Genomic DNA, 22,979 nt, shown 5'->3' with positions numbered 1-22,979 from the left:
CGAACAGCATCACACTGACATGACATCGCCATCTTCAAGCGTCCAGGAAGCCCGCAAGGCGCTCGGCCAACGCCTGGCCGAGATCCGGCAGGCGGCCGGACTCACCAAGCGAGCGCTGGCCCAGTGCCTGGGTTGGCATGAGTCGAAGGCTTCGCGCTTCGAGAGCGGTACTCGCGCCCCCTCGGAGCGTGACCTTCGCGATTGGTGCTCCGCGTGCGGCGCCGAGAATGAGACCGAGGATCTCATCTCCACAGCCCGCGGAATTGAAGGCATGTATGTCGAGTGGCGCAAGATGGAACGCCATGGACTCAAGTGGGCACAGGAGTCCGTGGTTCCTCTCTGGGAGCGCACCGAACGCTTTCGCATCTACTCGCCCTGGCTCATACCCGGCCCCGTGCAGACGGCCTCGTACATCACCGCACTTCTGACATCTATTCGTGACCGCCGAGGCATCGACGACGTACCGGCGGCCGTGAAGGTGCGCGTGGAGAAGCAACAGGTCGTCTACGGGAAGCGTAAGTTCGCCATCATCCTCGAAGAGAGCGTCCTGCGGTACCGCATCGGCGGCACGGAGGTGATGGCGGGCCAGCTCGGTTATCTCCTCAGCGTCATGGCCCTCCCGTCGGTGAGCATCGGAATCATCCCCCAGGACGCTGACCGCTGCGGCCTGTGGCCCGTTGAGGGATTCTTCCTGTACGACGACGAGCTCGTGAACGTCGAACTGATCTCAGCTCATCTCACCGTCGTCCAGAAGAACGAGCTTGCCATGTATGCCAGGACGTTCAGCGAGCTGGCCGAACTTGCCGTCTACGGTCCCGCCGCGCGTGAACTCATCACGGCTGCCATCGAATCTCTAGGGTGAACGTCTGGCAAGTTCGGGCACACTCGTGGAGCCCTACCCCTGCCCCTTCCTAGCTTTATTGACACGGCTGAAAGCGTGCTCGGGAAGGGTCAGTGATGGCTGTGGCAAGTACGTGCAAGGCGTTGGGGGCGGCCAAGGACACTGAGGTCGATTTCTCCCTCATCGACGTGGCGGCGATCTCCTGGCAAACGGATATCGTTCTCCGTTTGCGGATGGGCACCACGACTCGCGCGGCAATGGCCAGGCACTTGCCGAAGATGGCAAACGATTGGAACCGTCTGCTCGGTGAGGACTTGGGCGCCGAAGACGACGGCGAGGTGCGCGAGCTGATCCGCGAGGGGACCAGACTGATCGACCTCACGAATCGACCGGCCGTCGAAACGCCCACATTCGGGACTTTCGTATACCTCCGCGATATCGCCCTTCTGACGCGACGGCTGCTGTGGATCTACTCCGAGCGGAACGGGCTGAATGCGCCGTGAGAACCCGGGAGCAGCCCTCCACGCCCTCTCCGCCTGTCGGCACGGTGGGGGCCACGAGGCCGCCGTCCGATGTCCGCATAGGCGACTTCATCCTCCTCAACGGCCAGTACCAGCGGGTCCTGGACATGAGGTCCGCCGGCACTCCGACCCACCGCGTTCTGCACATCGCCGGACGCGCCCCGTTGATCATGCGAGAGGCCCTGACCACCTACCGGCCCCTCCAACACCGCTGATCACGGCCCGCTCGGGCACCGCAACTCCTTCTCACCTCATCACGCGAGGAGCACTGTCATGCGCTTTCGCAAGATCCACGGAGCGGGAAACGACTTCGTCCTGCTCTCCGGCCACGAACCGGACGACGAAAAGGACTGGCCCAAGGAGGCCGAGCGCCTGTGCGCCAGACGTACCGGCGTAGGCGCGGACGGACTGGTCCTCAGCCGATTGGTCAGCGAGGATCCCGTCGTCCTCGACGTCGCCTGCTTCAACGCGGACGGGTCGATCGCAACGATGTGTGGCAATGCCCTGCGATGCTCCGCCTGGGCCGCTCGCCGCGATCACGGCTTCCAGCAGATGGGTCTCCGCATGGCCGGAGTAGTGCACGAGGCGGTCGTGTCCGACGACTCCGTGTGGGTCACGGTCGAGGTGAGCGAAATCCTCCCCCGGCGCTTACAAACGGTCATCAAAGGCAGACCGACCTGGTTCGACAGCGCCCACACCGGCACAGAGCACGTCGTAGCCATCGTGGGCAACGTGGACGCGATCGACGCGGTGGTGGTCGGTCGCATCATCCGTCACCATCCCGATCTGGCCCCGCTGGGCACGAATGTCAACTTCGTTCAATCCGCCGGCCAGCAGGCGCTGAAGATCCGCACCTACGAACGCGGCGTCGAGGCGGAAACCCTGTCGTGCGGAAGCGGGGCCGTGGCGGCCGTCGTCGTCGCGACCATGCGCGGGCTCGTCGCACGAGGCGCCGTCACCGTTCACAACCGCGCCGGGGAGCCGCTCACGGTCCGGCCGCACAACGCCCGGCCGGACCGAACGCAGTGGGTCGGCGGCCCGGTCACCAACACCTTCGAAGGGGTACTCGCATGACTCTCTTCCTCAGCCCCAGCTCGGATCGCGCGGTGCGGAAGGCCGCCGAGGACCTTCGCGAGTGGGGACGGAGCCGTCAGGGCCTCGGTGTCGCCCTGATCTACGGGCCCGTGTCCGCCGAGGACCGGCTCTACCACGCGAAGTGCCCCGTCGAACAGCGATCCGTCACCGCCCTGGCCGGGGCGCTGGAGGAGATCGGCGCCCGCTGGAAGGTGCTGGACCCGTGCGAACCGGACTTCATCATGGATCTGGTCGGGTACGACGTGGTCCTCTCCAACCTCCACGGGCCGTATGGGGAGGACGGCCGGTTGCAGGGCCTGCTCGACTACCTTCGCGTGCCCTACTGCGGCAGCGGGGTCGGGGCATCCGCGGTGGCCGCCGACAAGATCCTGTGCAAGCGGGTGATGCTGACCCTCGGCGTACCCACGCCTGGCTGGCATATCTGGACCGGTGGCCCGGTCACCTGGAAGGGCCGCCCCGTGATGGTCAAGCCGCCCTTCGGTGGGTCCAGCGTGGGCATGAGCCTCGTACGCAGCCGGGCCGAGCTACCCGCAGCTCTGGCAGACGCTGCCGTCGACGAGGGTGCGGCCGTGCTCGTAGAGGACTACGTGAGCGGCACGCCGCTGACCGTGGGGTTGCTGGAGCTTCCGGGCGGCTCCGTCATCGTCTTCCCGCCACTGGCCACCGAAGCCAACGAAGCCGAGTTCTACGACGCCGACACGAAGATCGACGTGGACTCCAGGGGCACCGTAAATGTGCGCGCCGCCGAGCTGGCGCCCGACGTGCTGGACAGGATCACCAGGGACGTACGGACCCTGTGGGACGGGGTCGGTCTGCGCGGTTCAGCTCGTATCGACTTGATCCTCACCGAGGACGGCGAGCCGTACGTGCTGGAAGTCAACAGCACGCCGGGCATGTCCCGTGACAGCAACTTCGCGGTAGGGGCGGCGATGGTCGGGCTCACACACACGGATGTCGTCTTGGCGATGCTGCACGAGGCCCTGGCTCGCCCGCCATACGATGTGCCCCTGCCCGCTCCCGCGTTCTCCAGCGCCACACCGACGCGGGAGGCTGCCGTCTCCCCGTAGGAGCTTGCCGCTGTGCCGCGCGTCCACGATGTCCCCATGTGCCGACAGCTCATCGCCCCCACCGAGTGGGATCTCCACGGGGGCTGGGCACTGGGAGACAGGACCGAATGGTCCAACCGGGCGTGCGGCCTGGCATCGCTGAGGATGATCCTGCTCGCCTACGGGCACGTCGCGCCCACGGTGACGGAACTCCTGAAACTCGCGGTTAAGCATGAGGTTCTGACCCCGCGTGGGGCACTACACGCAGGGATCGCGAGCCTTGCGACCGACCTGGGAGTGCCCGCTCTCGCAGAGCCCGTGCCCGTTGAAGAACTGCTCGGCCGCCTCGATGACGCCCCGCTCATCGTGTCGGTGACCGAGCAGTTCCCCGACGACGGCCGTTCAGGCGGTCATCTCGTCATCCTCCGCGGCTACGAGGACGGCCCCGACCCGACGATCCTCTTCCGGGATCCGTCTTCCTGGGGCCAGACGCACGATCGCGTCCCTCTCAGCCGCTTGTCCCCTTCCTACACCGGCCGCGCGATCACCTTCGCGCCCCTGATTCACAACGGAGACTCTTGATGACCGAGACAGACGGCGAGACGACCGAGGCCGCAGGCGGCCGAAGGATCGCCGTACTCGGAGAGATGCTGGAGCTGGGCGACGAAGCCGTTGAAGCCCACCGCGAGATCGGGCGCTTCGCAGCAGAAGCCGGCGTTGACTTCGTCTTGGCGGTCGGCGGAGACCTCGCCGAACAGCTCGCCCTCGCAGCAGGCGCAGCGGGGGTTCCCGAGATCGGCCTCGTCCGCGACAACAAGACCGCTGCCGCCTACCTCGAATCCATCCTCCGCCCCGATGACGTTGTGCTCGTCAAGGCGTCCCGCGGCGGCCAGCTCTGGCAGATCGCCCAAGCCCTCACTGGCCAGCCCGTCACCGGGCTGTAGGAAGATCCGGCACTGCCAGCGCCTGGAGGGAGCATGTCTGGGTCGACGGCAGACGGGATGGGAGCTGGGGTGGGTTACCTCTCGTGCGCGACGAACAATAGCCCTCTGCCGGTACAGGGTGCGCGCGTACGAGGGCGTTGGGGCGGAGACGGTCGAGGGACGAATCCCCGCGGCCAGCCGCAAGTGCCGCAGGTCGTCGAGACGGATGGGGTCCTGTACGGCAGTCTTCGGCCCGGGCACAGGGCGCGAGCGTCTGTGAATAGCGTCAGAACGAGGGTCAGAGACGCCGTACAGGCGCGGCAACTTCCGCTCGCTCGTCGGCTCGACTACGCCGAACGCGCCAGCTCCACACGGTGTGTCCTATGAGAGCCACGGCGATGACGCATGCTGCGCCGCGAACAACGTTCCAGGTTATGGCGAAAACTGGACCCTGCGAGTCCGTCTCTGTACTCAATCGCTGAGTGGCTTCGAAGAAGGCGATCAATGGAACAAGCAGGCGGAACAGCAGGCCACCAATTCCGGGCGTCCGCGCTACGTTCCCCAGGAGTCCCACAGGCGCACCAAAAACGAATGCCGCTATTCCCCAGACTCGAATTTGCCCGTCACCGGAGGTGTCAGGTTCCAGTCCGGCAGGAACAGAGTCGGTAAGCTCCGTTCCGGCCGGAACGGTGGGGTTCATGTCCTTGAAGAGATAGTACGTGACTACGCCGATAGCCAACCCCAAAAACGACAGCAACGCTGACTCGATTTTCGATCGACGAAAATAGCCCACCAGGAATGCATAACAGGCCCACGGCCAACCACTAGAAAAAACAATACCCACGGCGACGCAAATGGGATTATCCCATTTCCCGGCAACGGGGCCCACTAGGCCGAGTAACAAACCTGCCCCGAGAGACACAGTGACCGGCACAACCCGAGCATACGTAAAGCGCATGATTTCTCTTCCGGGTTCAGCGGGGTAGCCCTAGGGAGAGGTGTTCCCACTCGGGGGGTGCAACCGGCCAGCCCCCGAGTGGCACACTGATCTACCCAACTTACCGCAGAGTTACCCTTTGATGCAGGGGATCAGAACCTAATCTACGCTGGGCCCCTCGTTTATTCGGTTGCGACGACCACTAGAACCCAAGGTTTATCGGCGGGGGCGCCTGTACGTCGTAAACGTAACCGCCCCGGGGCTCGTTCACCCCGGGGCGGGACGCATTGGCCAAAGGCCGCTGCGTCTAACGGCGCAGGGGGGCGGCCTTCTGAACGCCGCCCTCGCGCCGCTTCTGTGAGCTCCCTGCGCCCCCGAGAGCGGGTGCGCGGGGCTCGGTCTGCGATTTGCCACAGGTGGTAAGGACTTCCACGCACGAGCACCCGAGCGCAGGAGAGTGCCCGACGATCTTCCACCTTGGATCAGCAACACCGCTGGGCTGTTGGGCACCGGCTGCGCGACCTGCGCCGCGAGCGAGGACTCACACAGATGCAGCTGGGCACGCGGGCCGGGATCGACAACGAGACCATCCGCCGGATCGAGAACGGCCGGCACCCGACGTCGATCGACCAGATCGCCCGTCTGGCACGCGCCCTCGATGTGCCGTCGTACCGCCTGTTCCACGACTGTGACCCTTGAGCCTTGCCGGTCCGTGCACTGCCCAACTAGATGCCAGTGGGATCAGCGTCTACCAGCGGGTACGTGTTACATGCACCGGAACAGCGAGGGAACTCCTGGTGCCGAGCCCCGCCCACGCGCCATGGAGACACGCGGACGAGGCTGCTCAGCGCGGCAGCGGGCCAGCGTCAGCGTCGGCAACGAGGAACCCCCGAACCGGCCGGGTCTCTGGCGGATCCTGCTCGGAGGCGTCCGCCTGGGCCCGGCGCATGGCCGCCACCAACTCCGCGTACCTGGGGTCGATCCACTCCATCAGTGCCCTCCTCCGTCTGGTCCGCAGCCTACGCCGGTCGTCAGCCCTTGGGCTTGGGTTTGGGCTGGACGACGATCGGGCCCCCATCGTCCGAGTGCTGGCACTTCGCGGCCACGGCGACGAGGGGCTTATCCGGGGCCGTCCACAGCTCTTCGTCGGGGGTGAATCCCGCCTCGCGGATCATCGCCTGGGTGCGCGTGAGGATCGCCGGATCGTAGTTCTCCGGATCGTACCCCGGGGTGTGCTCGACGTAGCCGCCCCTCCGCGCGCACAGTGCCTTGTACAGGCGGGTGTGGAGGATGAGCGCGTGCCATCCCTCATCGACGACCCTGGACGGTGTCAGTGCCGCCTGCGGGAACTCCGCAGCGGTGAGAACGAACTTGGCCGCCTCGTCGACGATGCGGCCCGCCATCTCGGCGGCCATGTCAGGGTTGGCGTCTATGACGGTCTGGATGACGCCTTGTCGCTGTGTGTCATCCAGTAATGCCGTACGTTCTGTCATGTGCCTGCCTCTCTGTTGGGTGGTGCACGGTTCTCGTCCCGGTCGTCGGCCGTCCAAGCGCGTGACCGGGGCGAGGCTTTTCTGCGGAGGGCGGGCCGCTGGGGTCGGCGCTCCGGCGGGGGTCCGGAGCCCAGCGGCCCACCCGGTCTAGAAGCCCCTGGCGCAGATGCCGCAGCCGGGGCGTCCGCACGAGCAATGCGGCGCGGGCTTTGGCTTGGGCTTGGACTGAGACACGATCCTCCTCATAGATCGGTGCCGGGATCTATCGGGTCGGGGCGCCCGCGATGCGCAAGACGAAGGTGAGCGCCAGCAGCGCGGCCACCGCGGCGAGGACAAGTCCAGCGCGGGTGGCGCGGAAGGCCTACAGCGCGACCCTCACAGCGGGAGCCTGTCGACGGCTCACGTCGCGCTGCCTGGTCGCTGTCGTCGCGTGGCCGTGTTGTACGTGTCGAGCAGGGCCTCGCCGGTCTCGCACCCGGCGCCGGGCGTCTTGCAGTCGCGGCAGCCAGCGGCGTGGTCGACGGCCGCGCGCCACTCGTCCTCGGTGTCGACCGCGGGGGTCGTCTGCTGGCCCGCCATCAGGTCCGCCCCTGCTGCTTGGTCCGGGACGCCGCGGTGAGGGCGCGGGGGTGGCCGGAGGTGTGCTTCGGGCAGACGTAGATGGTCGCGCCCGCGACGCTGCCGGTGTGTTCCATCGCGAGCGGGATCGGCTCGTCCGTGGGCAGCTGGCAGCGGTAGCAGAGTTGACGGCCGTCCGGTGCCGGGCCGAGGAGTTCGAGGATCGCCTGATCCAGCGCGTCGTGCAGTCGCCATGCGTCGGTCAGGTACCGGTCGGGGCCGAGAGGGATCCGCCAGTAGGTCCGGTGCTCGGCTCCCCAGTGAGCGGGCGGTACCCCGAGGAGAGTGGTCTCGTCGGCCAACTCGGTGAGGACGCGGACCTGGCGCAGGTGCCAGCTGCGGGCGGCGTCGACGCCGATCAGCCAGTACATCTTGCTGTGGGTTTCGTCCTGGATGACGGCGCCGGATGCCCGACCAAGCGTGGCGAGGGCTCGGTCCCCGATGACGAGGGGCACGGATACGGCGTCCCACCATTTACCCACCGGTAACACCTCGACATCTACGGCAGGCGGTGGGGTCCACGGGAGGGCTCTGGTCGTCATGGTCGGCTCCATGTACGGACGGTGTGTTGACCGTCACAGAGTGGCCATCAGGACGGAACCTCGGTTTCACAAAGTGTGAAAGCCCGCCTCCTTGACTGGCGCCGCTACAACCCCATCCAGTGCGCAAGGTTGGAAAGCGTCTCGCTCGTCTGCCGCTCGGCACGCCGCAGAGCCAGCACCGTCTCGCGAGCATGCGGATGGAATCGTGCCTGCTGAGGGGCGGCCTTCCTCGCCTTGTGCAGCGACGCCTCAGCGCCGGACCGGTCACCGGTCCAGAACTGAGCCCGGCTCAGGTCAATGAAGTGATGCCCGACGCGATCGGGATAGGTCTCGTTGAACTCCCGTGAGAAGCGCACGCCTCCGGCAGACCGCACAGCCGCCCCGTAGTTGCCGAGTTCAACATGCATGGCTACCTGATGGATAGCGGTGTTGGTGGGCCCAAACGACAGGACGTAGTTCTGCGTGTCGCGCCCCAACCGGTCGGCGGTCTCCTTCGCTTCTGCCCACTCTGCGGCCGCCTGGTCGCTGTCCTGACTGCGGGCCGCAAGCATGGTGGACCGCAGGCGAAGGTTCCCCTGAAAACAGAGCGCGGACACCTCGCCAGCGGATGCCGCCTCCTCAACCTCGTCCAAAGACCGACGCATCAGCCGTAGACCGACCTCGTGCCGCCCTGTATTGAAGCAGCTCTGTGCCCGGAGGTAGGCGGTAAGCATGACCATGTACGGGTCGTCGCTGCGCTCGGCGCTGTAGGACATGCGAGCGAGGATGGTGTTCCCCAGGTCTATGTGGCCGAGCTTGTGCGACACGTCGTGAACACACCGGTAGGTGTAGGCCAGGTATCGGTGCGCGCGTTCCTGGTCCGGCCCGTCGTAACGATGCGATGCCTCCACGAGCTCGTCGATGAGGACGGGGGCTTTCGTCGCGACACCGAGATATGCGGCACTGCGCCGCAGACTGCCTAGGTGATTGACGTCGGCCTTGATCTCAGCCAGAGATCGCGGTGGCACCGCCTCGTCGAGGGCGATATCCCAGTTCTCCAGGCTCGCGCGGATGGCGGCCAGGGGTGCCTCGAACCGCTCGACGCGTAGTTCTTCGGTATAGGGCTGGCCGATGAGCGTGCTGCTCTCGATCCCCAAGGCGCGGGCGCACGCGGCGACGAGGGCAGGAGAGGCGGGCCGGTTGCCGCTCTCGACCTTCGACAAGATGCTCAGGGAGACGTGGGCTCGGTCGGCCAGGCCGCGTTGTGTGAGGTGGGCGCGGATGCGTTCTTCGGCGATGCGCGCGCCGATGTGCGCGCGGTCCTTGTCGGGCATACGGGCTCCCGTTCTGACTAGACACCAGAACGGTACCCGCGGTCGGCTCCGCAGGTACGGGTGATCGGCCCCCATTTCGGTGGGGGCCGTCGCGCTTCCTTGACATGACGAAGACCGCCCCCTCCAACCCAAAGGGAAGGGGCGCACAGAGGCGGCGGCGCTCAGGCGCCAGTGTGGCCCGCGGCTGCGGGGACGGCGACGGCTCCGGCTCCGGCGCACCATCTCGCCGGCACACCAGCGCATCCGGATCCCAGCTCGGCGCCTCCAACCAATACCCGTCCGGGCAGGACGCCCCGGGCGGACCGGACGGGCCACGCTCGCCAGGGTCGCCCTTCTCACCCCGCTCGCCCTGCTGGCCCGGGTCACCGGGGTCTCCCTTCTCCCCCTTTGCTCTCGGCGCCCCGTCTGGCCCGGTGTGCCCGACGCCCCCGGCTGGCCGTTTCGGCCCGGCGCCCCGGATTGGCCGTCCGCCCCGGCCGTACCCGGCGCACCGGCGCTTCCGTCCTTGCCGTCCCGGCCGGGGGCTGCCCCGGGACGCCCTGGTATCCCCGCAGTCCGGGGATCGGCACCGGCACCTCCGCCCGCGGCGGTGAACACGTGGAACTCCCGCCGGGCGGGGGTGCTGTCCTGGCTCGGCTGGTGCCGGGAGCGCGGTTACGCGGGGCCGACGGTCCCGGCCTGGGCGAAGCGGCTGGCTGTGCCGGACTCCGAGACCCCGGCCCGCTCGAAGATGGCGATCGACCGGCTGATCGCGCGGCGCGAGGCGCACCTGCGGGAGAAGACGCTGTGGCGGATGCTGTATGAGGCAGCCGGTCGGGCGGAGGAAATCCTCGGAGTCAACATCGAGGATCTGGACTTCGCCGGCGCCGTTGCCCGGTCAAGCGCCCGGCGTCAGCAACCGCTGAGCCGCTTTCCTTGATCCTTCTCGGTGGCAACGGCGAAGGCGGACAGAAGCGTCGCAGCGGCGAGGCTGCCCCATAGGGCAGCCGAGCCGTGGGAGGCGAGAGTGGTGATGACCGCCGGGGAGACGGCGAGGCCGAAGCCCCAGGAGAGCTGGAAGCGGGCGAGGGCGCGTCCCAGGACATGGGCCGGGGCGAGGGCGGTGACGAGCGCGGTTACGCTGCCGGTATAGATGATCTCGCCGATGGTGCAGACCACGGACACCGCGGCGATGGCCGGGGCACCCCAGCCGTGTCCCAGTGAGGTGGCCGCGAGGAAGCCGAGGTAGGACGCGGCGAGCACCACGCCGGCAAGAGCCAGCGCGGTCCGCCGGGAGAAGCGGGACATCAGGACAGTGACCGGAACCTGCAGGGTGACCACCAGCACAGTGTTCGCCACAAAGATGGCTGCCGACCACACGGGGGATGCGTGTAACTGTGTCACCAGGACCAGAGGCAGCGCGATTTCGGGGACGTTGAGGCAGAAGACGAAGACCACGTTGGCGGCCAGCAGCACGCGCATCCGAGGTGCGGGCCCGTCGGCCCTGTCCTTGGCCGAAGCAGCGCCCGGATCCGTGTGCACGTGAACCGACCATGCCAAGACTGCCGCAGCGAAATAGGCGAGCCCGGTGACGGCTGCCAGCGCCTGCAACGCGGTGGTGCCGCCCGCCAGGCATGCGGTGGCGATGAGCGCGCCGACGCCAAGGCCGGCGTTGCGCAGGGCGCGGCCTGCCGCGAGGGCGGCGTCGCGTTCCCGGCCGTGGGCGACCGTGGCGACGAGAGCCGCGTGGGCGGCCGGCCAGGCCTGGTTGCCGATGCCGAGGAAGAGCGCAGCCGTCGCGAACAGCCAGACGTGCCCCGCCGGGGCGACCAGCAGCAGCACCACGCCCACTACCCGCACCAACATCGACGCCGCCACGACCGTGCTGCGTGCGCCCCGGTCCAGCCATCTACCCACCGCGGGCGTGCACACCAGACCCACGACGATGCCGGCCGTCATGGCGATGCCGGTGGCCGCCGCGGACAGCCTGAGCACCGTTATCCCGTAGAGCAGCAGAAAGGGCCGCAGCAAGCCGGTGCCGAGCGCGTCCACGGCCAGAGCGACGGCATAGCGGGGGCCTCCGGAGGCACGGACGAGGGCGCGCGGCTGGATCTTGGTGGTGGTTGCCATGACATCAATGGTGCGTTCGGCCGCCGGGCCGGCTATGCCGGTTGACGGACATCGTCAATCGACGTGGTCGTCGGTCATCCGGCCAGCGATGATGAGGGGATGACGTTGAGGATCGACATCGGCGGCCTGCCGTCCGGGCGGCTCCGGTTCGCTGCCTCCCCGCTGGCCGAGCTGACCGCGATGCTGCACGTGCTGGCCGAACCCGCGCATCACCCGCAGCTCGCCGGCTGGGCCGGGGACGTCTGGGCTGGGCTGCGGCCGGAGCTGGCCGAGCGGCTCAGGGAGGCGGAGTTCCTCTGGCGTTCCTCACGAGCCGACTTCCTGGTCCCCGCTCGTCCCCGGCCGACCCTCACCGAGGAACTGGACGATGTGGACCGGATCGACGATGAAACCTATGTGACCGCCGCGCTCATCACCACGTGCGGCAGCAACCGGGGCCACTTCGCCGCGCCGTCGCCGCTCGCCGACGCGACGGCGCGTGAGCGGGCCCTGGACCTGGCCCAGGCCCGCGGCGCGCTCCAAGAGGCCTTCGCGGAACGGCTGCTCGCGGACCCGGCCGTCGTGCGGGCACGGGTGCGTCACACCCTCGAACAGTGCGCCGAGGCCTTCTTCGACGCCGCCTGGACGGGCGTCGCCGTGCAACTCGCCACCGACCTGCGCCTGAAGAACGACCTGCTGAAGCGCCAGGGCATCGGGGCGGCACTCGCATCGGTCTCCAGCGCCGTCACCCTGGAGCCGGACAGCAACTGCATCATCGTGGACCAGCTGCAGGACAATGCGACCGCCGCCCACGGTACCGGGGTCACCTTCCTCCCCAGCGTCTTCGGCCGCCCGCACCTGGTGGTGGTCCACGCGCCCGGGTGGCAGCCGGTGGTGCAGTACCCCGTGGCCGAGGCGAGTCCATCGGAGCCGGTATCGCTGGAAACGGTCACGTTACGGCTGGAGGCACTCGCGCATCCGGTACGGCTGCGGCTGCTGCGCACCCTGGCCCGCGGCCCGCACACCACCGGTGAGCTGGCCCACGCCTGGGAACTTTCACCCCCGGAAGTTTCCCGCCACCTCGCCGTCCTGCGCCGCGCGGGCCTGCTCACGGCCCGGCGGCAGGGTCGTTATGTCCATTACGCCCTTAATCTTCCCGATCTGACGGCACTGGGGGGCGACCTGCTGGCGGCCGTACTGCGCTGAGCAGCTTCGGTCTGTCGAGGCCGCTCATGGCGTGTTCCTCCTCAGGCTACTGTCAGGAGGACTCATGACACCCGGCGCCGCCCGCGCGCCCCGCGTGCCCGTTCGAAGGACGTCGATGACCGAACACGACCGGCCGGCCCCGGCCTTCGCCCGCGCCCAAGACGGCACCGCCTTGGCATACCAGCACCATGGGGAGGGGCCGCCGCTGGTGCTGCTCGCTGGGCAGGCGAACGACCACCACTGGTGGGACGGCGTGCGCGAGGACTTCCACACCGTGCGCTCCACCGTCACCCTGGACCTGCGCGGCACGGGCGACAGCGACAAGCCCGAGGGGCCGTACTCCATCCGGCAGTTCGCGGACGACGTCGTCGCGGTCCTGGACGCGCTCGGTATCGCGCGCGCCGACGTGTACGGCACCTCGATGGGCGGCCGGGTCGCGCAGTCGCTCGCGATCCGCCACCCGGAGCGGGTCCGCCGGCTGGTCCTGGGCTGCACCTCCCCGGGCGGTCCGCACGCCGTGGAACGCGACGCGTCGGTACGACGGTCCCTCGCACAGCCGGACGCGGAGGCTGTACGCCGGGTGCTGGCCGACCTGATGTACTCGCCCGCCTGGCGGGCCGCGCACCCCGGCCCTTACCGCACCCTCGGCGACCCGCGGATGCCCGCCCACGCGCGCCGCGGCCACCTCATCGCCAGCAACGAGCACGACGCCTGGAGCGAACTGCCGCGCGTTGCGGCACCCACCCTGATCCTCCACGGCGACCAGGACCGGCTGACCCCGCCGGACAACCTCCCGCTACTCGCCTCCCGTATCCCCGGTGCCCGTACCCACCTCTTCCCGGGTGCCCGGCACGCTTACTTCGAGGAGTGCCAGGACGAGGCGGGGAAGCTGGTGCGGAGGTTCCTCGTCGAGGAGGGATGACGGTGCGGCAGTACCCTCCCGTCGATCGGCGCGTTAGTCGAGGCTTGGGCCGTGGTCTGATATGGGCCGCGTAGAAGACGTAGTCGACGGTGACGGTGACGGTGACGGTGGAGAACGAGGAGCCTGGCGGGGAACGTCATGAGGCAAGCCGGATCCGGCGCTGTCCGCACTCGGCGATCTGGCTGCAGAGGTTCTCCACGGAGAAGGGAACGCTGAGATTGTCCCTCCCCTCGTAGCGTGGAGCCCGTGATTGCAGGCAGAGTTGGGGTTCATGGGGTCCAAGCAACGCACATGTACACCTGAGTTTCGTGAGGGTGCCGTACGCATCGTGATCGAGGCCGAGAGGCCGATCCCGGAGGTCGCTGAGGAGCCCGGTGTCCACTCGGGCACGCCGCACAGCTGGGTCTCGGCGCTGGCGGAGCGCGCCGAGCGGAAGTGGGATCCCCCTCCATACGGCAGCGCTCTGGCTCCATGTGGGAGGGATGCCCTCGGAGAAAGGTCCCGCTGCGGGCCCGCTCAGGAAGCGAGGTCGAGGTATCGGGCGTAGAGGGCGGCCTGAGTGCGGTGGGCGGCGCCGATCTTGAGATATATGCTGCTGAGATGGTTCTTGACAGTCTTCTCGGATATGTCGAGCCTTCGGGCGATGAGCCGGTTACTTAACCCCCCGGCCAGCAGGCGGAGTACGCCCCGCTCGCGTGCGGTGAGGGCGGGGCCGACGGGCGGCGCATCTTTCTCGGGGACGGGAGCGGACGCCGGAGCGGACGCCGGAGCGGACGGAGCCGCTTCCTCGAGGTCGGTCAGGCCGACGTGTCGGGCGTAGAGGGCGGCCTGAGTGCGGTCGGTGGCGCCGATCTTGAGATATATGCTGCTGAGATGGTTCTTGACAGTCTTCTCGGATATGTCGAGCCTTCGGGCGATGAGCCGGTTACTTAACCCCCGGGCCAGCAGGCGGAGTACATCTAACTCCCGGGAGGTGAGCTTTGCGGCCGGTGCTTCTTCCACGTCTTGCCTCTCTCTTGCTTCTCCGAAACGGCATGAGAAAAAACGTCCAAGGACTTCATTCACGCGGCACCGCCTGGCGCTGAGCGGTGAGCGCCGGCAGGTCACCTGACAGGCGGCGGTCACGGCAGGCGGCCCAGCGTCTCGCCCAGCCAGGCCGTTCAGGCCGGGGAGCGCAGGACGTCGGTGTGGCCGCCGGGGAAGGTGTGGGGGGAAAAGGGGCCGGACGTGACGCGGCGCCAGGGGACCAGGCCAAGGGCGCTGGTCAGGGGGCCGGCGTCACCGCGCAGCGCGGGGGGCGGAGGTGGCCTCGAACCGGGCAAGGAGGCGGAGGTCCTGGAGGGGGGTGTCCACGACGATCTCCCGCCATTCGTCGCAGGGGGCATCGGCCAGGGCGTCGTGGGAGGCGGTGGCCTTCTCGGGCAGTTTCAGGAGCCCGGGGCGCGGCTCCGGACCTCAGCAGGGCGGCGACCTCGCTTCCGGCCTCCTCCAGTCAAGCTATGCCCTGTTATGGACCAATCCGTAACTCCGCCGGACGGATCGACTGTCACTACTGGCTCGCCATGAATGTCGAAGCCCAGCGGAACGATGGAAAGCGCATATGGGTATGACGTCAATGCAATCTCCCCTGTGTAAACACGCCAAATCGTTCGCAGACGAAAATGGCAACGCTGCGAAGAATCGGTGGCGCGACTGCAAAGCGGCACGTATCTGGCCGACGACGGCGTCCCCCTTGACGCTCGCTCGAGGGCAGGCTGGAACTGATCAAGTATGTTTAAGCTACATGCTTGTGTGATCAATTGACCAGTGGTTATCGGTCAACTATTGAAGCGCGCCAATACTCCAGCCAGATCGTGATCTTGCTCGTGGGACCTGGTCCGGGAACGGGTACGGCCACTGTTGATCACCGTGACTTGTGTGGAGTAACGATGAGACGGTGGCCGTAAATCACCGCATAGATCCTGCTCGTTGGCGGGAGGCGTTCGAGGTGGCCATGGGCCGTATCGCGGGACGGTTCGCCCGGGTCGAACCACGACGCCGGGCTGGGCGGTTGGTGCTGGGCCTGCTGTCGGACCTGCCGCGCAACAACGGCTGGGTGCCCCATGAGGCGCCATGTGACCGAGTGGAGGTGTGAGACCTCTACCGCCGGGCCGTCGCAGCGGCCGGGTAGAAGCTGAGGGCAGTCGGGCGACGTGAGGTCGCGTGATGTGAGTGATCGCAGCGATTGAGGGATCGGAGGAGGTGATGTTCGACGTTGCGATCGGGCGAGTGTCCAGGGCATCACGCCGTCGCAAGACCCTCATCGTCTGCTGTGACTGCCGCGGCGGAATCCACAGCGGATTCCCCGTTCGGCAGGATTCGATGGAATCGACGCTGGAGAGCCGGGTGCGGTGATAAGTCGCATGCCCGGTTCGGTGGGGGGCTGCCGGAAAAGGGTCCGTGTCAACGGACACCTCGCCGGCGGCCTACCCTGCGGGGCCGGCAAGCACCTCGCCGGCGGCCTACCCTGCGGGGCCGGCAAGTCGGCAGGGAGGATGCCGCAATGCCGGGAGGCCGCTGGTGTCCTGGGGTGGCGCCTCCAGCGTCACCGCAAACGCGGGACCCAGAAGCACTACGTCTACCACTACCCCTCCAAGAAGGCTCTCCGAACCGTCAAGGACCAAGGTCAAGACGCTGTGCCGACAGGACACGAACCTGCCGCCGGCAGTCGTGCTTCACCATCTCAACCCGGTGCGCCCGGCTGGTACGCCTCGTGGGCCGCTGCGGCGAGGCGGTGAGCCTGGAGAACTTCGGTGCGTCGGCCCCCTTCCGGACGCTGTACGAGCAGTTCGGCCTGACCGCGCCGCGCGTCGCGGCTCGGCCCCCTTCCGGACGCTGTACGAGCAGTTCGCCCTGACCGCGCCGCGCGTCGCGGCCTCTGCCCGATCCAGCCTCGACCGTATGGACTCGGTCTGACCCGCCTCATACCGCTCCACTTCTGGGACGCGGGGTCCGCGGCGGGGGGCCTCACACCCGCCAGTCGCCCGCGATCTTCAGCAGATGGTCGTTCTCCTCGGGAGTACCGATGGTGATCCGCACCCCCTCGTCGCCGAAGGGGCGCACCATGACACCCGCCGCCTCGCACGCGTCGGCGAACGCCGGTGTATGCGAGCCGAGGCGCAGCCAGACGAAGTTGGCCTGGCTGTCAGGAACGCTCCAGCCCGCGGCCCGCAGAGCACGGGTGACCCGGGCGCGCTCGGCCACCAGGGTCTGTACCCGCTCCAGCAGTTCGGGTCCCGCGTTCAGCGAGGCCCGCGCGGCGGCCTGGGCGAGTCCGCTGACGCCGAACGGCACGGCGCAGGCCCGCAGCGCGGCCGCGACCGGCGGATGCGCGACCGCGTAGCCGACGCGCAGTCGCGCCAGCCCGTACGCCTTGGAGAACGTGCGCAAAACGGCGATGTTGGGACGGTCGCGGTAGAGCTCGATGCCGTCGGGTACGTCGGTGTCGTCCACGAACTCGCGGTACGCCTCGTCGAGCACTACCAGCACATGGCCCGGCACCCGGTCGAGGAAGCGCTCAAGCTCACCGCGGTGCACGGCCGTGCCGGTCGGGTTGTTGGGGTTGCACACGATGATCACGCGAGTGCGGTTTGTCACCGCATCGGCCATGGCCTCCAGATCGTGCCGCTCGTCACGCAGCGGAATCTGCACAGGAGTTGCCCCGGTGGCCCAGATGAGTAGCGGGTATGCCTCGAACGAGCGCCAGGCGAACAGCACTTCGTCCCCTTCGCCGGCCGCGGCGCACAACAGGTCCTTGGTGACCCCGAGGGATCCGGTGCCGGGCACGAGGTGCTCCGGGGGCACCGCGAGGGCTGCGGACAGCTCCGTGACCAGTTCACTGCTCTTGGAATCGGGATAGCGGTTGACGCGCCCCAGCTCCTCGCGCATCGAGGCGACGACCGACGGCAGCGGGGGGTAGGGATTCTCGTTCGATGACAACTTGTCCACCAGGTCGCTGGGCGCGGCCCGGCCGGGGACGTAGCGAGGCAACCCGGAGACATCGGCGCGCAGCCGGGGGGCAGGTGCAGGGGGCATCGAGGGAACTTCCTGAACGGGGGAAGCGGACGGTCGTGCGGGGGGTGTCGTTCATCGGGGGCTCCGGGGTATCCGGGGGCCACGCGCCGCGACGGGGCGCGCGGGCGTGAGATCCAGCCCGCGCGCCGACACCTCTGCCGTGGTCAGCTGCGTGTCCCGCTCACCTCTCGGGTCCGGCGGCGCGCGCCACTGCGGCACAGCGGACCGCCGGGGTTGTCGCAGGCAGGGTCAGCCGACGGCCACAGCGGGCGCGTTCTCCTCCTCAACGGCCGTGGTCCGTACCCCTGCCCTGGCGAACTCCTCCAGGAAAGTGGGAAAGGACAGCCGGACGTCTTCGAAGCCCGAGAACCGGTTGGCGGACTGCATCCGCAGGCCTGCCACGAACAGCGACATGAAGATGCGGTGGTCGCCCCAACTGGACAGCGTCACTCCGCCGGGGTACGTCCGCGCGCCGCGGACCTCGAAGCCGTCGCAGATCCCGTCGTCGTACAGGACCTCGATGTCCACGCCCGCGCGGGTCAGTTCGGCGGCCATGGCCTCGATGCGTGACGCCTTGTGGAAGCGGGTGAGGCGTCCGCCGGTCACCCGCAGGCTGCCCTGCACGTACGCCCCGAGGGCGGCGAGCGTGGGCACGATGTTGGGGCAATCCCGCACATCCACCTCGAAGTCGCCGCACAGACTGCCCGGCGGGTTGTCGACGGTCAGCGACGAGGTGGCCCGGTCGAAGGTGACGCTCACCCCGAGCTGCTCCAGGATCGGGACGATCGCGAACTCGCCCTGCATGCTGTCGCCATACACGTTGGTCAGGACAGTCCGGCCCGGGAAGAGCGCGGCGGCGGCCAGCAGGTACGAGGCCGAGGTGTAGTCCTCGTGCGTGGTGACGTCCTGGGCCTGGTAGGAGGAGGGCTCCACCTGGTAGTGACGCATGTCCTCCGACGCGGAGACCTTGATACCCGCGTCAGCCAGGCTGGCCAGCGTCTGCCGGATGTATGACTGGGAATAGACCTCTCCCGTCACCTCGATCTCCACCGGGCCGTCGGCCAGCGGCGCGGCGAACAGGATGGCGGTGATGAACTGCGAGCTGATGTCGCCCGGCAGCCGGCAAGTGCCGCCCTTCAGGCCGCGCCCCCAGTTGACGACCGGGGCCTTGTTCTCGCTGACGATCGACTCGATGTCCGCGCCGAGTTCGCGCAGCGCCTGCAGCAGGGGCTCCATCACGCGGTTGCACAGGGTCGCGTCGCCCGTCACCACGACCGGCGACGGCAGTACGGACGCCAGCGCCGTCACGACGCGGAACACCAGACCCGAGCCGCGGGACTGGATGACGCTCCGGATGTGCGGGAGCGCCCCTCCGATGCCCTGGATCTCCAGGAATCCGTCGTGCTCGGTTATCTTGGCACCGAAGGCACGGCAGGCGTTCTTCATGGTCTCCGTCTCGTCGCAACGGAGATCGTTGAAAACCCGTGACGTGCCATCGGCCAGTGTGCCGGTCAGAATCGCCCGTTGCGTCTCCGGTTTCGAAGAAGGGACGCGGAACGTTCCGGAAAAGGAATCGACCGGATCAACCCTCAGCAGCATCCTAGTATCTCCCGTTTCCCATCATTCGCCGTCTGATACCTTTTGCAAGCGATGTCGCTTTGACGTCCGGGCCGGCGATATCCGCGGAGCGAGAACATGTCATCCCGCCGCTTGGCGCTTCGATGTCGGGGCGGCAGTTCGGGAAAAGCCTCCTGGCGCGCACGACAGCCCTCCTCCGGCGGTGGGGGCGCGATAAGAATTCTGTGGCCCGTGCGGCGCACGGGCAATAGGTCCATCTGCCCATGGCGTTTCCGGCACAAGGTGGTCCGGACCCTCTTTACCGCCGAGGTTTGTCCCGGACACTGTCGTCGGTGCTCAGCGCCATCACCGGGGCCGGCGGCCGGGCCGTCGTCAACGCACTGATCAACGGCGAACGTGCCCCGCAGACCCTGGCCGAGCCGGCCATCCGCCGGGCCCGCAGCAAGATCCCGGTCCTCATCGAAGCCCTGGACGGAACCTTCACCGAGCACCACGCGTTCATGTGCCGGCATTACCTGGACGAGCTCGACCACCTCGCCGCCGCGGTCGGCCAGTTGGACACACGGATCACCGCGCTGCCGGCCCGGCTGGAGCGCGACACGGACATCGAGAACTCGACACGATTCCCGGTATCGGACCCGCGGCCGCTCAGATCATCATCGCCGAGACCGGCGGCGACATGGCCCGGTTTGCCACCCCCGGGCATCTCGCCTCCTGGATCGAGGTCCGCCCGGGGATGAACGTATCCGCCGATGCCACCAAGTCCGGCCGCACCCGCCCAGGCAACAGCAATCCGAAACGCCTGCCGGGCATCGCCGCGATGTCGGTGACCCGGAAGAATGACTGCTACCTCAGTGCCTACTACCGGCGGATCGCTGCCCGTCGCGACCGCCAGCGGACACTGGTCGCGGTGATGCACAAACTCGCCATCGCGATCTGGCACATCCTCCGCCACAGCACCTGCTACCAGGACCTTGGCACCGACTACTTCACCCGCCGCGACCCCGAACGCCCATGTGACGCATGGCCAAGGAAGCCAACCGCCTCGGACTCACCGTCCGCTTTGAACCCATCTCAGCGGCCTGAACCGCGCACTCACCCAATTTTTCGTGTCAGAGTCCCGGTATTGAGGCAAGCCGGGCAGCACGTGCCCGCGTGCTCGCGCACCTGCAACGCCGGGGGCGCTGGGACCTAGGTCCTATTCTGACCAGGCCGGTCCCATGCGAGGCTGAGGCAGCGCGAACAACGCGTTGGGGGCCGTTCCCGGGATTCAGGTTCGGGTTCATTCTTCGGTTCCGAAAGGCCCGCCGTCGCCGCCGTCAACCGGCCCTCCCCGGCCGGGCACGTCCATGCATCCTGTGAACCGTGAGGACGACATCCATGTCCGGCGCAATCCTGTTTTTGAACCGCTGGCCCTTGTACGAGGACGAGCGGCGCTGGGAGAACCGCCTCGCCGCTCCCGAAATCGTCTTCCGCCCGGAGACCGACCGCGTCACGTACGTTTGCGACGAGGGCGGCCGCAGCGGAGTGCCCGCCGACGCCGAACGGGTTCACGTCGTACCTGACTTCGGCAACCTGGACGGCGTGCTGGGGCTCGTCGACGCCGTCGTTCGCGACGAAGGCCCGTTCGACCACGTCATCTGCTTTTCCGAAACGCTCCTCGATCTCGCGGCGACCCTGCGCGAGCGGTACCGCATCCCGGGCTCCAGCCCCGAGGAGACCTCCCGGCTCCGCGACAAGACCGTCATGAAGGAGACGGTGTCGCGGGCCGGCATCCGAGTGCCGCGTTGGGCGCCCTGCCGCACCGAGGACCAGATTCTCGCGGCCGCCGAGGAGTTCGGCTACCCCGTGATCGTCAAGCCGGTGCGAGGGGCGTCCAGCCAGGGTGTGCGCGAGATCGCCTCGGCCGAGGAGCTGCGGGCCTTGTGCGCCGAACGGAGCCTGCACGACCTCGAGATCGAGGAGTTCGTACGGGGCGAGATCCTGCACGTCGACGGCGTCCTGGACGCCGCGGGCAAACCGCTGTTCCTGTGTACCTCGCGCTACGTCTCCACCTGCCTGGACTTCGAGCTCCTGGGCGAACCGCTCGGCTCCGTCTTCCAGACGGAACCCGCGGTGCGCGCCCGCTGCGAGGACTTCGCCGTGCGCTGCCTGACCGCGCTCGGCCTGCGGAGCTCCGCCTTCCACCTCGAACTCTTCGACACCGGCGACGAGCTGGTGTTCCTGGAGGTCGGAGCCCGGGTGCCAGGCGCCGACGTGCCGTACGTCATCCACGACGTCCACGGCGTCAATCTGTTCCGGCTGTGGGTCGACGTGCTGCTGGGCCGCCTGGTGGACCCGCCGGTCCCCGACCCGGAGCTGAGCGGCGGCTGGCTGATCATCCCAGGCCCCAAGCCGCTGCCCCAGAAGGTCACCGCCGCCACCCCGCTCCTGGGTGAAGTTCCCTACGTATATCGGGAGTTGGTGCCGAGGGCGGGCGAGGTTCTGGTCTCCCGGCCCGGCTCGTACGCCACGCTCCAAGGCGGCCGCTTCCTTTTCCGGGGCGGCACCCAGGAGCAGATCGAGGAGGCCGTGCGCCAGGTGCGTGCGCAGTACCGCCTGACGACGGAGCCCGTCCCGTAGACCGCCCGAACCATCTCGTGCCGTCGCCAATCGAACCGTCGAGTCCGTGGAGGAAGACGTGGGTCAGTTGAACCATGCGGAGCTGGTCGACAAGAACTTCGTGGTGTTCGCCGAGGGGTGCTTCGGACTCTTTACGAGCAAGATCGCCGCCTCACTGATCCGCTACCGCGGGGACCGCTGCGTCGCCGTGATCGACAGCCGCAAGGCCGGCCGGACCGTCCAGGACGAGCTCGGCTACGGCGGCCCGATCCCGATCGTCGGCCGCGTCGAGGACGCTTTGCACCTGCGCCCCGAGGTCCTGGTCATCGGCAAGGGCCTGCACTCCGCCGAACTGCCCTCCGGCTGGAAGCCGCACCTCCTCGCGGCCGTCCAGAACGGCCTCCACCTGATCAACTCGATCCACTTCCGCCTCACCGGCGACCCGGACATCGCCCGCGCCGTCCGTGAGAAGGGCATTACCGTCTGGGAGACCAAGGACGCCCCGAAGGTGCCGCTCAACAAGGCCCGCGTCCTGGACCTGGACACCTGGGTCATCCACACGTGCGGCAGCGACTCCAACATCGGCAAGAAGACCGCCGGCCTGGAGATCTGGAACGAGGCCAACCGCCGGGGCATCCCCACCGGCTTCGCCGCCACCGGCCAGAGCGGCATGATGATCTCCGGCCATGGCGTCGCGGTCGACGGCGTACCCGGCGACTTCATGGCCGGCGCCGTCGAGCAGGTCGTCATGGAGGCCGCCGCCGACAACGAATGGGTCGTCGTCGAGGGCCAGGGTTCCCTCAACCACATCGGGTTCAGCAGCGTCGCCCTCGCCATCCTCCACGGCGCCCTGCCGCACGCCCTGGTCTTCTGCCACCGCCTCGGCGCCGAGCGCACCAAGGTCTGGGAGACGCCCATCATCCCTATCCCCGAGCTCATCCGCATCAACGAGGAGCTCACCGTCTTCGAACGGCCCGCCAAGGTCGCCGCCGTCAGCGTCAACAGCAGCGGCTTCACCGAGGAGGACTACCGCCGTGAGGCCGAGAAGCTGGAGGCCGATACCGGACTGCCTGTCGTCGACCCGGTCCGTGAGGGCGGCGCCGCCCAGCTCGTGGACATCCTGCGCGCCCACCAGCGCGAGACCGCGGACCGGCTGCCGGTCCGCCAGCGTTGAGGGCGGACCCGGAACTCCAAGGAGGTGC

25 protein-coding genes and 3 pseudogenes are annotated in these 22,979 nt (G+C 68.1%); 17 read left to right on the top strand and 11 right to left on the bottom strand.

Annotated features, from left to right (window positions below):
• The first annotated feature begins 19 nt into the window (after positions 1 to 19).
• The 7 genes from ABZU99_RS15470 to ABZU99_RS15440 all read left to right on the top strand — a co-directional run bounded on the left by ABZU99_RS15470 (position 20) and on the right by ABZU99_RS15440 (position 4,447).
• Positions 20 to 862 carry a helix-turn-helix transcriptional regulator gene (locus ABZU99_RS15470; protein WP_356043331.1) on the top strand — a complete coding sequence of 281 codons (843 nt, stop codon included), beginning with the start codon at positions 20 to 22 and terminating at the stop codon, positions 860 to 862.
• A gap of 95 nt (positions 863 to 957) precedes the next feature.
• Positions 958 to 1,344: a hypothetical protein gene (locus tag ABZU99_RS15465; RefSeq protein WP_356043328.1), complete on the top strand. Its 387-nt coding sequence runs from the start codon at positions 958 to 960 to the stop codon at positions 1,342 to 1,344.
• 44 nt (positions 1,345 to 1,388) lie between these two features.
• The gene (locus tag ABZU99_RS15460; RefSeq protein WP_356043326.1) at positions 1,389 to 1,577 is read left to right on the top strand and encodes a hypothetical protein; all 189 of its coding nucleotides are present in this window, start codon (positions 1,389 to 1,391) and stop codon (positions 1,575 to 1,577) included.
• Positions 1,578 to 1,635: 58 nt separating this feature from the next.
• The gene (dapF, locus tag ABZU99_RS15455; protein ID WP_356043323.1) at positions 1,636 to 2,436 is read left to right on the top strand and encodes a diaminopimelate epimerase; all 801 of its coding nucleotides are present in this window, start codon (positions 1,636 to 1,638) and stop codon (positions 2,434 to 2,436) included.
• The gene (locus tag ABZU99_RS15450) at positions 2,433 to 3,524 is read left to right on the top strand and encodes an ATP-grasp domain-containing protein (protein ID WP_356043321.1); all 1,092 of its coding nucleotides are present in this window, start codon (positions 2,433 to 2,435) and stop codon (positions 3,522 to 3,524) included. The genes dapF and ABZU99_RS15450 overlap by 4 nt, the downstream gene beginning before the upstream one ends.
• A gap of 36 nt (positions 3,525 to 3,560) precedes the next feature.
• A complete protein-coding gene (locus ABZU99_RS15445; RefSeq protein ID WP_356043318.1) occupies positions 3,561 to 4,085 on the top strand; it encodes a C39 family peptidase in 525 nt (174 codons plus the stop codon).
• Positions 4,085 to 4,447 (top strand): UDP-N-acetylmuramoylalanyl-D-glutamate--2,6-diaminopimelate ligase, encoded by a 363-nt coding sequence (locus ABZU99_RS15440; RefSeq protein ID WP_356043315.1) that lies wholly within the window; start codon positions 4,085 to 4,087, stop codon positions 4,445 to 4,447. The genes ABZU99_RS15445 and ABZU99_RS15440 overlap by 1 nt, the downstream gene beginning before the upstream one ends.
• 277 nt (positions 4,448 to 4,724) lie before the next feature.
• Here the strand turns inward: ABZU99_RS15440 and ABZU99_RS15435 are convergent, their stop codons facing one another.
• Positions 4,725 to 5,360, bottom strand: a complete 636-nt coding sequence (locus ABZU99_RS15435; protein ID WP_356043313.1) for a hypothetical protein — start codon at positions 5,358 to 5,360, stop codon at positions 4,725 to 4,727.
• Between the two features lie 480 nt (positions 5,361 to 5,840).
• Here ABZU99_RS15435 and ABZU99_RS15430 point away from each other — a divergent pair, with 480 nt between their 5' ends.
• A complete protein-coding gene (locus ABZU99_RS15430; protein WP_356043310.1) occupies positions 5,841 to 6,062 on the top strand; it encodes a helix-turn-helix transcriptional regulator in 222 nt (73 codons plus the stop codon).
• A 145-nt stretch (positions 6,063 to 6,207) separates the two neighbouring features.
• On the opposite strand, the gene ABZU99_RS15425 is transcribed toward ABZU99_RS15430, so the two are convergent.
• The 5 genes from ABZU99_RS15425 to ABZU99_RS15405 all read right to left on the bottom strand — a co-directional run bounded on the left by ABZU99_RS15425 (position 6,208) and on the right by ABZU99_RS15405 (position 9,329).
• Positions 6,208 to 6,354, bottom strand: coding sequence for a hypothetical protein (locus ABZU99_RS15425; protein WP_356043307.1), 147 nt, complete (start codon positions 6,352 to 6,354; stop codon positions 6,208 to 6,210).
• A gap of 40 nt (positions 6,355 to 6,394) precedes the next feature.
• Complete coding sequence (locus ABZU99_RS15420) at positions 6,395 to 6,856, bottom strand: hypothetical protein (protein ID WP_356043304.1); 462 nt, start codon at positions 6,854 to 6,856, stop codon at positions 6,395 to 6,397.
• A gap of 399 nt (positions 6,857 to 7,255) precedes the next feature.
• Positions 7,256 to 7,435, bottom strand: coding sequence for a hypothetical protein (locus ABZU99_RS15415; protein ID WP_356043302.1), 180 nt, complete (start codon positions 7,433 to 7,435; stop codon positions 7,256 to 7,258).
• Positions 7,435 to 7,956: a hypothetical protein gene (locus ABZU99_RS15410; RefSeq protein WP_356043299.1), complete on the bottom strand. Its 522-nt coding sequence runs from the start codon at positions 7,954 to 7,956 to the stop codon at positions 7,435 to 7,437. The genes ABZU99_RS15415 and ABZU99_RS15410 overlap by 1 nt, the downstream gene beginning before the upstream one ends.
• A gap of 164 nt (positions 7,957 to 8,120) precedes the next feature.
• Entirely contained in the window at positions 8,121 to 9,329 is a 1,209-nt protein-coding gene (locus tag ABZU99_RS15405; RefSeq protein ID WP_356043296.1) for a helix-turn-helix transcriptional regulator, read from the bottom strand.
• 583 nt (positions 9,330 to 9,912) lie between these two features.
• Between ABZU99_RS15405 and ABZU99_RS15400 the strand changes: the two are divergent.
• Positions 9,913 to 10,185: pseudogene (locus ABZU99_RS15400) on the top strand (site-specific integrase); the annotation flags it as partial.
• Positions 10,186 to 10,220: 35 nt separating this feature from the next.
• On the opposite strand, the gene ABZU99_RS15395 reads toward ABZU99_RS15400, so the two are convergent.
• Complete coding sequence (locus ABZU99_RS15395) at positions 10,221 to 11,438, bottom strand: MFS transporter (RefSeq protein WP_356043293.1); 1,218 nt, start codon at positions 11,436 to 11,438, stop codon at positions 10,221 to 10,223.
• Between the two features lie 99 nt (positions 11,439 to 11,537).
• Between ABZU99_RS15395 and ABZU99_RS15390 the strand changes: the two genes are divergently transcribed.
• The 3 genes from ABZU99_RS15390 (at position 11,538) to ABZU99_RS15380 (ending at position 14,092) form a co-directional block, all read left to right on the top strand.
• A complete protein-coding gene (locus tag ABZU99_RS15390) occupies positions 11,538 to 12,623 on the top strand; it encodes a DUF5937 family protein (RefSeq protein WP_356043291.1) in 1,086 nt (361 codons plus the stop codon).
• Positions 12,624 to 12,738: 115 nt separating this feature from the next.
• Positions 12,739 to 13,545, top strand: coding sequence for an alpha/beta fold hydrolase (locus ABZU99_RS15385; RefSeq protein ID WP_356043288.1), 807 nt, complete (start codon positions 12,739 to 12,741; stop codon positions 13,543 to 13,545).
• 271 nt (positions 13,546 to 13,816) lie between these two features.
• Positions 13,817 to 14,092: a transposase gene (locus ABZU99_RS15380; RefSeq protein ID WP_355944997.1), complete on the top strand. Its 276-nt coding sequence runs from the start codon at positions 13,817 to 13,819 to the stop codon at positions 14,090 to 14,092.
• Here the strand turns inward: ABZU99_RS15380 and ABZU99_RS15375 are convergent.
• A pseudogene (locus tag ABZU99_RS15375) lies at positions 14,062 to 14,259 on the bottom strand (LuxR C-terminal-related transcriptional regulator); the annotation flags it as partial. The gene ABZU99_RS15380 and the pseudogene ABZU99_RS15375 sit on opposite strands and share 31 nt — an antisense overlap.
• A 111-nt stretch (positions 14,260 to 14,370) precedes the next feature.
• Positions 14,371 to 14,547, bottom strand: a pseudogene (locus tag ABZU99_RS15370) (LuxR C-terminal-related transcriptional regulator); the annotation flags it as partial.
• 934 nt (positions 14,548 to 15,481) lie between these two features.
• Between ABZU99_RS15370 and ABZU99_RS15365 the strand changes: the two are divergent.
• Positions 15,482 to 15,679 (top strand): hypothetical protein, encoded by a 198-nt coding sequence (locus tag ABZU99_RS15365; RefSeq protein WP_356043388.1) that lies wholly within the window; start codon positions 15,482 to 15,484, stop codon positions 15,677 to 15,679.
• 872 nt (positions 15,680 to 16,551) lie between these two features.
• Here ABZU99_RS15365 and hisC read toward each other — a convergent pair.
• Both hisC and aroA read right to left on the bottom strand, forming a co-directional pair.
• The gene (gene hisC, locus ABZU99_RS15360; protein WP_355944933.1) at positions 16,552 to 17,619 is read right to left on the bottom strand and encodes a histidinol-phosphate transaminase; all 1,068 of its coding nucleotides are present in this window, start codon (positions 17,617 to 17,619) and stop codon (positions 16,552 to 16,554) included.
• Between the two features lie 228 nt (positions 17,620 to 17,847).
• The gene (aroA, locus tag ABZU99_RS15355) at positions 17,848 to 19,197 is read right to left on the bottom strand and encodes a 3-phosphoshikimate 1-carboxyvinyltransferase (RefSeq protein ID WP_356043285.1); all 1,350 of its coding nucleotides are present in this window, start codon (positions 19,195 to 19,197) and stop codon (positions 17,848 to 17,850) included.
• A 290-nt stretch (positions 19,198 to 19,487) separates the two neighbouring features.
• Between aroA and ABZU99_RS15350 the strand changes: the two genes are divergently transcribed.
• The 4 genes from ABZU99_RS15350 to ABZU99_RS15335 all read left to right on the top strand — a co-directional run bounded on the left by ABZU99_RS15350 (position 19,488) and on the right by ABZU99_RS15335 (position 22,951).
• Complete coding sequence (locus ABZU99_RS15350) at positions 19,488 to 19,916, top strand: hypothetical protein (protein WP_355945007.1); 429 nt, start codon at positions 19,488 to 19,490, stop codon at positions 19,914 to 19,916.
• The gene (locus ABZU99_RS15345) at positions 19,799 to 20,371 is read left to right on the top strand and encodes a transposase (protein WP_356043381.1); all 573 of its coding nucleotides are present in this window, start codon (positions 19,799 to 19,801) and stop codon (positions 20,369 to 20,371) included. Before ABZU99_RS15350 ends, ABZU99_RS15345 begins: the two co-directional genes overlap by 118 nt.
• 185 nt (positions 20,372 to 20,556) lie before the next feature.
• The gene (locus ABZU99_RS15340; protein ID WP_356043282.1) at positions 20,557 to 21,798 is read left to right on the top strand and encodes an ATP-grasp domain-containing protein; all 1,242 of its coding nucleotides are present in this window, start codon (positions 20,557 to 20,559) and stop codon (positions 21,796 to 21,798) included.
• Positions 21,799 to 21,856: 58 nt separating this feature from the next.
• Positions 21,857 to 22,951, top strand: a complete 1,095-nt coding sequence (locus ABZU99_RS15335; RefSeq protein WP_356043280.1) for a DUF1611 domain-containing protein — start codon at positions 21,857 to 21,859, stop codon at positions 22,949 to 22,951.
• The last annotated feature ends 28 nt before the right edge of the window (positions 22,952 to 22,979 follow it).

It is taken from the genome of Streptomyces sp. NPDC005266 (assembly GCF_040607655.1).
In the GTDB taxonomy this organism is placed as follows: Bacteria; Actinomycetota; Actinomycetes; order Streptomycetales; family Streptomycetaceae; genus Streptomyces.
This window is presented reverse-complemented; position numbering and strand designations above follow the sequence as displayed.

What these genes read in the sequence shown, in the direction of transcription:
- ABZU99_RS15470 (WP_356043331.1), top strand. Translation starts at nt 20, where the DNA reads ATGACATCGCCATCTTCAAGCGTCCAGGAAGCCCGCAAGGCGCTCGGC.
- ABZU99_RS15465 (WP_356043328.1), top strand. Translation starts at nt 958, where the DNA reads ATGGCTGTGGCAAGTACGTGCAAGGCGTTGGGGGCGGCCAAGGACACT.
- dapF (WP_356043323.1), top strand. Translation starts at nt 1,636, where the DNA reads ATGCGCTTTCGCAAGATCCACGGAGCGGGAAACGACTTCGTCCTGCTC.
- ABZU99_RS15450 (WP_356043321.1), top strand. Translation starts at nt 2,433, where the DNA reads ATGACTCTCTTCCTCAGCCCCAGCTCGGATCGCGCGGTGCGGAAGGCC.
- ABZU99_RS15445 (WP_356043318.1), top strand. Translation starts at nt 3,561, where the DNA reads ATGTGCCGACAGCTCATCGCCCCCACCGAGTGGGATCTCCACGGGGGC.
- ABZU99_RS15440 (WP_356043315.1), top strand. Translation starts at nt 4,085, where the DNA reads ATGACCGAGACAGACGGCGAGACGACCGAGGCCGCAGGCGGCCGAAGG.
- ABZU99_RS15425 (WP_356043307.1), bottom strand. Translation starts at nt 6,354, where the DNA reads ATGGAGTGGATCGACCCCAGGTACGCGGAGTTGGTGGCGGCCATGCGC.
- ABZU99_RS15420 (WP_356043304.1), bottom strand. Translation starts at nt 6,856, where the DNA reads ATGACAGAACGTACGGCATTACTGGATGACACACAGCGACAAGGCGTC.
- ABZU99_RS15415 (WP_356043302.1), bottom strand. Translation starts at nt 7,435, where the DNA reads ATGGCGGGCCAGCAGACGACCCCCGCGGTCGACACCGAGGACGAGTGG.
- ABZU99_RS15405 (WP_356043296.1), bottom strand. Translation starts at nt 9,329, where the DNA reads ATGCCCGACAAGGACCGCGCGCACATCGGCGCGCGCATCGCCGAAGAA.
- ABZU99_RS15395 (WP_356043293.1), bottom strand. Translation starts at nt 11,438, where the DNA reads ATGGCAACCACCACCAAGATCCAGCCGCGCGCCCTCGTCCGTGCCTCC.
- ABZU99_RS15390 (WP_356043291.1), top strand. Translation starts at nt 11,538, where the DNA reads ATGACGTTGAGGATCGACATCGGCGGCCTGCCGTCCGGGCGGCTCCGG.
- ABZU99_RS15385 (WP_356043288.1), top strand. Translation starts at nt 12,739, where the DNA reads ATGACCGAACACGACCGGCCGGCCCCGGCCTTCGCCCGCGCCCAAGAC.
- ABZU99_RS15380 (WP_355944997.1), top strand. Translation starts at nt 13,817, where the DNA reads ATGGGGTCCAAGCAACGCACATGTACACCTGAGTTTCGTGAGGGTGCC.
- hisC (WP_355944933.1), bottom strand. Translation starts at nt 17,619, where the DNA reads ATGCCCCCTGCACCTGCCCCCCGGCTGCGCGCCGATGTCTCCGGGTTG.
- aroA (WP_356043285.1), bottom strand. Translation starts at nt 19,197, where the DNA reads ATGCTGCTGAGGGTTGATCCGGTCGATTCCTTTTCCGGAACGTTCCGC.
- ABZU99_RS15340 (WP_356043282.1), top strand. Translation starts at nt 20,557, where the DNA reads ATGTCCGGCGCAATCCTGTTTTTGAACCGCTGGCCCTTGTACGAGGAC.